Below are 5,926 nucleotides of genomic sequence, written 5' to 3'. Positions count from 1 at the left end.
GAGTAGAGGATGAAACTTCAGATACATGTATGGACAATGAAAGAAATCGAATAGAATTAGAGTTACAACAATATGTGTTTATTATAGAAGCTATTGATAATGCTTTAGAAAATATAGAAGAAGTAGAAAGGGATTTTATTATATATAGATATTTTTATAACTGGACACTTGATAAGTGTGCCTTGAAGATAGGATATAGTGACAAAACGTTGTTTTTAATCCGTAATCAAGTTATAAAGAAATTCCTTATTAGTCTAGGGTGTATTACCATTATATAATTCTTATGTATTGGAGTTCAATCTGTTTGAAATGAAATTTGGAAGTAATAATGTACACTTTAAAAAATGAACCTTAAAATAAATAGATGACACACTCATGCTACACTTATGTTACACTGCACTTGATTAATTATTGGTATAATAATAAGTAGTAGGAGTGGATGGTAGAGGATTAAAAATTAATTCTATTCCGAGTACTGTTGGTATGTCAGATATGGAAGTATCGTTTCTTTATTTATGGTAAAGCGGAATGTATTTAACGCAACGACTTTACTACTAAGTCGGTCAGAATAATGATACACCCTATATTTTCCTAATTATTTATCTATGATAATATGTATACTTTCATTTAACTGATATATTTATAAAACAATTGCCTATATTGCAGAGGATTAGCAGGCAAATTATTTTGAATATTACAAAAAAAGGGTGAATGATCAACTAGAAAAAATTTAAAAAACAGTTAAGTACAATAAGTTTCAAATATTTAACAAAATATAGTTTCAAAAATGGAAGCATATATGAGCTTCTATTTTTTTGAAAAAAAGGGGATGAATATAATGGAAGAACAGATTGTAAATATCATGCTATCACAAGGTGCTTTTGGCGCCTTATTTGTGTGGCTGCTATTTTCAACAAGGAAAGAGAGTAAAGAATTATTAGAATCAACACGCCAGGAAAACAAAGAGCGGGAAGAAAGATATCAACAAACAATTACAGAAAATCAAATTGTTATTACTAAACAAGCTGAAGCATTTGGTACGCTATCTAAAGATGTATCTGAAATTAAACAAATTTTGGGTAAAAAGGGAGATGACTGATTTATGAAAAAAATATCACGTCTATTTACCTTTGCATTTATGATATTTATGTCTTTAGTAAGCTTTGCCACAGGTGCTTTTGCTGATAGAACCCTTTTTATAGAGAACTTACCGAAAATTCCTTATCGAAATGGTGTAGGTGCATATGAAGGTGTTGTCGCACATAGTACAGCAACACCAGAAGCACCAGCTATTAATATTCAAAAATATGAAACTCGTACATGGCATTCAGCTTTTGTACATTATGCAGTAGATTGGAATGAAACAATTCAAATTGCGGATACAAAGTACATTGCATACGGTGCAGGTCCAAATGCAAATAGCCGCTTTGTACATGTAGAGCTTTGTGAAACTGCTGATTATGATAAATTCAAGCGTTCCTACGATAAATATGTGAAGTTACTCGCGATGATTTTGCGTAATCAGGGATTATCGGTAGAAGAAGGGTTATGGACACATGATGATGTCCGTAGACATCTTGGGGGTACAACACATGAAGATCCTTTGGCCTATTTATTAAGACACGGCGTTTCAGAGTCTCAATTTCGTTCTGATGTAAAGTGGGCATACGGTCATTCTAATGATGGATTTAATTCTAGGGAATCATTAGAAGTAAATGTACCTTCTATTAACAAGGTTGTATATATAGAAGGAATCAATATTAATTTACGAAAAGGACCTGGGACAAGTTATTCAGTAATTCGTCAGGTAAATAAGCCAGAATCTTATGCTGTATTAAGTGAACAAAATGGATGGTTAAACCTTGGAGAAAATCAATGGATAAAATATGATCCATCCTATATTAGGCTAGGTACGAAGGAGAATGTGAGTTCATCAATTGTAGGACAACGGATTTTGTCTAAGGTAGATAATTTACGCTTCTATAACTCGCCTTCTTGGGATGACAAAGATGTTGCTGGTGTTGTAAATGTTGGAGAAGGTTTTATTATAGATGCTGAGATTATGGTGAATGGTTCAAAACAATATAAAGTTCATAATAGCAAAAACATGACATTTTATATTACAGCAAGCCCATCTTATATAACAATCAAATACTGATTAAAGAGCAATGTCCCCTGGGCATTGCTTTTGTTTAGTTTGTTATAAGTATTTGAAGTGTTTTAATGTTTTGCGCATAAAAACTATAATTTTGTGAATTTTTAGTTAGGTATTTATTCTTTAAATCTTTTTTCTAATCAATACAAGGGGGAATTCTATTTAAAACATTTATTTCTAATACTAACAATTGATAAGGAAATAGAAAACAAATTTCACAAGGAAGTAATTAATATTTTTCAAAAAATATTGGGCATTAAAGATATATTTTAAAAACACTGCTTAGCAGAAAAGAAAAGTGCTTTGCGGTTAATTGTAATTGCTTAAGGACTTATGTAAAAACACTTTATATCCTTAGAGTATTTTTTAATATTGGGAGGTTATTTTTTGAATAACAAAGACATGGATAATTTTTATAGCTTATATCAAGAAAAATTAGAAAATCCTATCATGCGGGATTTTCTTGGGAATGCAGATAATTATGGGTTATTTCTTAATGTTATAGAAAAACCAACCAATGACAACAAACAGTTACTAGATAAAGCTTTTAAAGCTTATTTTAAAAAAGTAAAAATAATAAGTTATATTAGTAACTTAATTTACTTTTATTCTATAGGTTTTGATAAAAAAGTTTCCACTAATAATAAGAGAAATATATTAAATTTAGATAAATCAATTACTAATGAAGAGGAGAATAATACAACTATCTTGGAATTAATGAGAGATGATTTAACAGATACTACATATATGCAATTCGAAGAAAAGCAAACTCACTTAAAAGAGCATATAACAGACGAATTGCTATACAAAGGTTTAGGTTTATTAAGTAAAAAGCAGTTGGAAATATTAAATTTATACTATGTTCATGAATATAATAATAAACAAATTTCACGAATTCTATCGGTATCAGAGCAGACCATTTCTTATAATCATAAAAAAGCTTTAAAAAAACTTAAATCACAATTAATAGGGGTGAAATAATATATGATAGAATTAAACGATGAAAATTTAAGTAGTTGTAATTATGAGGAAATCTTACAACTTTTCAAATTTAAAATTTGTAGCTGTTTACATAACACTCCTTATCAAGAAAGAGATGATTTAGAACAAGAGATTAAGGTGAAGATATTTGAGAAAATAGATGTTATTAATAAATTAGAAGTCCCTGGTTTTTTTGAATTTTTAGATTCTAGCACAAATATTTAAAAGAGAAGAAGAATGGACTGTATTGTATTGATAACCCCAAGGCGCATTTAATAAGAATTGATAAATGTTAATATTAATTTATGTGTTATAAAACTAGGGGGGGATTTTGACACTCCCACGGCTAAAGCCACAAGAGATAAAGTTTGAATTAACTATTATAGAGTAATAAGATAAAAGATATAGAATCTTGTAGGGAGTCAAAAGGAAGTCCTTTTCGGAGTTTCAATAGAATTTGAAGTGGAATGAAATAAAAAAAATCCGACACTTTTTTTTATTTTTTCACTTGTCCTTAACTTTATTAGATAAGAGCGTAGAAATTCTATTATATATTGTCTTTAAAAATAATAAGGTTTGCAAATTTAAAATTAGGATGAAATTTCATTTTGATTTCCAACCTATACTTTTCTTTTTGTAAATCTTAGAGGATGGCGGGGAAAATAGTGGAAAAAGAAATTATTTTATATGGAAACGATCGATGTAAAACTTGTGTAGATGCAAAAGCATGGTTACAAGAAAATTCTATCTCATTCATTATGAAAGATGTTGCAGATGAAGGGAATCTACAGCAGTTTAGAAAATATAATGAACCGAGTATTCCGGTGCTAATTATTAAGGATTATAAACAAAAAACAGAAACAAAAGTAATTAGTTTCAATTCTAAAAGTTACGAAAAAATGTTAAAGCCCAAAAAATAACACCAAATATTTACCATTTGATATACTTGGCATCACTCAAGAATATAGAACTTCACTTCAGCACGCTGCTTAAAAAATAAAATATGCTGAAGTTTTATTTGAGTATGTGAAAATTTGTATTCTAAAGTTAACAAAATAAACCGGATGCGTTTCAACACCCGGTTTATTTTGTTAACTTAATGAATATGACCTAATGAGGTGATTTTTTATCGAAGATGCTTATATCTATAGAATGAGCTAAAAAAGGAACCTAAAAATGGTTCCTTTTTTAGCAGTACACTTATATTGCTTTAGCAATTTCAACTAACAATCTCATAAGTAGAGGGATCATTTGAATCACGATATAACCGATTCCTGCACGAGAAATCAGCGGAAATCCACGATCCTGGTTACCAACCATAATACACAATACCACTGCATAACGCTATAGTGGAAAAGAGCTGCTTTTCCTCTTAACAAGTTAAATCAGCGCTTTTCGTATCCTGAGTTGCCTAACATAATTTTCTAAAACTTCAGCTATGCCTCTATTACATTAATTAATACAATATTAATTAACTTGAAATTGCTTACTATATTTGAACTCAGAGCCATCACGGAATACAGCTACATATTTCCCAGAAGTGTATACATCTGTAAATTCAGTCATCCAAGATGGGTATACATGTCCAGGTTCGCCAAAACTTGGATAAATTGTTTTATAGCGATGCATTGAACCATCTGCGTGTACTTTGTATATTTTTAAAATAGCTTTATCATCTGTTTTTACCGTATCTTGAGTATAGTAAAATTCATCACCTGATTCATAGGAATCCTTCATCACACCTAAAGTTTGTGTACCTGCATAAGGTAACTGCTGAATATTAGTGAATCCCCATAAATCTTTAGCAGGATCAGTATAAGGTTCTTGGTAAGCTGCAGCAGCTTGTGTAGTTGGTTTAATCATTTCTACTGCTGTAAAGCCACCGAATGTCAGTACCCCAATTAATGCTAATTTACCTAATTTCATTATTATTCCCCCTATTTATTCATATATACGCTTATTTATATTATAATATTTTTTGTATTTTTTCAAATATATTCTAAAAAAGGATAATATGAGTTTTTCGGTTCTGGTGCAAATATATGAAGAAGAACATGGATGATAGTAGATTCCTAACGGAATCGTATTTTATGCTATAAGTCCAAACACTCGGTGGATGAACTCTTTCTGATTTTGGACAGACTGATTCTGTAAATCAATTTGTCCCTTTTTTATCATATGCATGGCTTCCACACCACTCAATATAGAAGTTGCTGTTTTATATGACCTAAATCCCAACATAGAACGCACACGTTTCTTGATAAAGTGATGATCTTGTTCCACTATATTATTAAGATAGCTAACTTGTCTTGGAAGGAGTATTCTGTCAGAAAACGATAAAATATAGATTTGATTCATATTCCACAATGAACAATATAACTTAACATGGTAAAATAATATTTGGATGGGAGTCCAATACATATTATTAAAATTAAGATGGTTCAAGTCGAAGAAAGACACCTTAGGGTGTCTTTTCCTTTATCTATAATTTATAACTTTTTTTAGAAAATATTTGAAGGAATTAACATAATATTATATTATGTTATTGAGTTTTGAAGTTTTATATTATAGAAATATTTAGGGGGATTTTTTAATGAAATTAGGAAAATTAGCATTAATCGGAGCATTCGCTTTAGGCGGTTTAACAGCAGTTGGAACACTTAACACTCCATCAGCATCAGCAGACGTTGTACAAAAAGCAGCAGCACCAGCAGATTCTTGGGGTATTACAGATACATGGATTTTAAATCAACATATTAAATCAATGCCTGCTGAACAAACAAAACATAT

The 5,926-nt window shown here is 30.1% G+C and carries 7 protein-coding genes and 2 pseudogenes; 7 read left to right on the top strand and 2 right to left on the bottom strand.

Annotation, left to right across the window (positions count from 1 at the left end):
• The 6 genes and pseudogenes from FT637_RS29250 to FT637_RS29225 form a co-directional block, all read left to right on the top strand.
• Nucleotides 1-278: pseudogene (locus FT637_RS29250) on the top strand (transcriptional regulator); the annotation flags it as partial.
• 560 nt (nt 279-838) lie between these two features.
• Nucleotides 839-1,099, top strand: coding sequence for a BhlA/UviB family holin-like peptide (locus tag FT637_RS29245; protein ID WP_193649218.1), 261 nt, complete (start codon nt 839-841; stop codon nt 1,097-1,099).
• Nucleotides 1,100-1,102: 3 nt separating this feature from the next.
• A complete protein-coding gene (locus tag FT637_RS29240; RefSeq protein ID WP_193649217.1) occupies nt 1,103-2,158 on the top strand; it encodes an N-acetylmuramoyl-L-alanine amidase in 1,056 nt (351 codons plus the stop codon).
• A gap of 384 nt (nt 2,159-2,542) precedes the next feature.
• Entirely contained in the window at nt 2,543-3,136 is a 594-nt protein-coding gene (locus tag FT637_RS29235; protein WP_193649216.1) for a sigma-70 family RNA polymerase sigma factor, read from the top strand.
• Nucleotides 3,137-3,139: 3 nt separating this feature from the next.
• Nucleotides 3,140-3,361, top strand: coding sequence for a hypothetical protein (locus tag FT637_RS29230; protein WP_193649215.1), 222 nt, complete (start codon nt 3,140-3,142; stop codon nt 3,359-3,361).
• 440 nt (nt 3,362-3,801) lie between these two features.
• Nucleotides 3,802-4,056: a glutaredoxin family protein gene (locus FT637_RS29225; RefSeq protein WP_319805981.1), complete on the top strand. Its 255-nt coding sequence runs from the start codon at nt 3,802-3,804 to the stop codon at nt 4,054-4,056.
• A 547-nt stretch (nt 4,057-4,603) separates the two neighbouring features.
• Here FT637_RS29225 and FT637_RS29220 read toward each other — a convergent pair.
• The gene (locus FT637_RS29220) at nt 4,604-5,062 is read right to left on the bottom strand and encodes a DUF5065 family protein (RefSeq protein WP_193649214.1); all 459 of its coding nucleotides are present in this window, start codon (nt 5,060-5,062) and stop codon (nt 4,604-4,606) included.
• Between the two features lie 162 nt (nt 5,063-5,224).
• Nucleotides 5,225-5,446, bottom strand: a pseudogene (locus tag FT637_RS29215) (DDE-type integrase/transposase/recombinase); the annotation flags it as partial.
• 283 nt (nt 5,447-5,729) lie between these two features.
• Here FT637_RS29215 and FT637_RS29210 point away from each other — a divergent pair.
• On the top strand, nt 5,730-5,926 hold a 197-nt coding region (locus FT637_RS29210), incomplete at its 3' end, for a DUF5065 family protein (protein ID WP_193649213.1).

Origin of the sequence: Bacillus cereus, from assembly GCF_015071065.1 — a bacterium.
In the GTDB taxonomy this organism is placed as follows: Bacteria; Bacillota; Bacilli; order Bacillales; family Bacillaceae_G; genus Bacillus_A; species Bacillus_A cereus_BA.
The sequence above is the reverse complement of the archived record's forward strand: the minus strand, read 5'-3'. Positions and strand labels throughout refer to the sequence as shown.

Excerpts from the sequence above, each read along its gene's own strand:
- FT637_RS29245 (WP_193649218.1), top strand. The coding sequence starts at position 839 with ATGGAAGAACAGATTGTAAATATCATGCTATCACAAGGTGCTTTTGGC.
- FT637_RS29240 (WP_193649217.1), top strand. The coding sequence starts at position 1,103 with ATGAAAAAAATATCACGTCTATTTACCTTTGCATTTATGATATTTATG.
- FT637_RS29230 (WP_193649215.1), top strand. The coding sequence starts at position 3,140 with ATGATAGAATTAAACGATGAAAATTTAAGTAGTTGTAATTATGAGGAA.
- FT637_RS29220 (WP_193649214.1), bottom strand. The coding sequence starts at position 5,062 with ATGAAATTAGGTAAATTAGCATTAATTGGGGTACTGACATTCGGTGGC.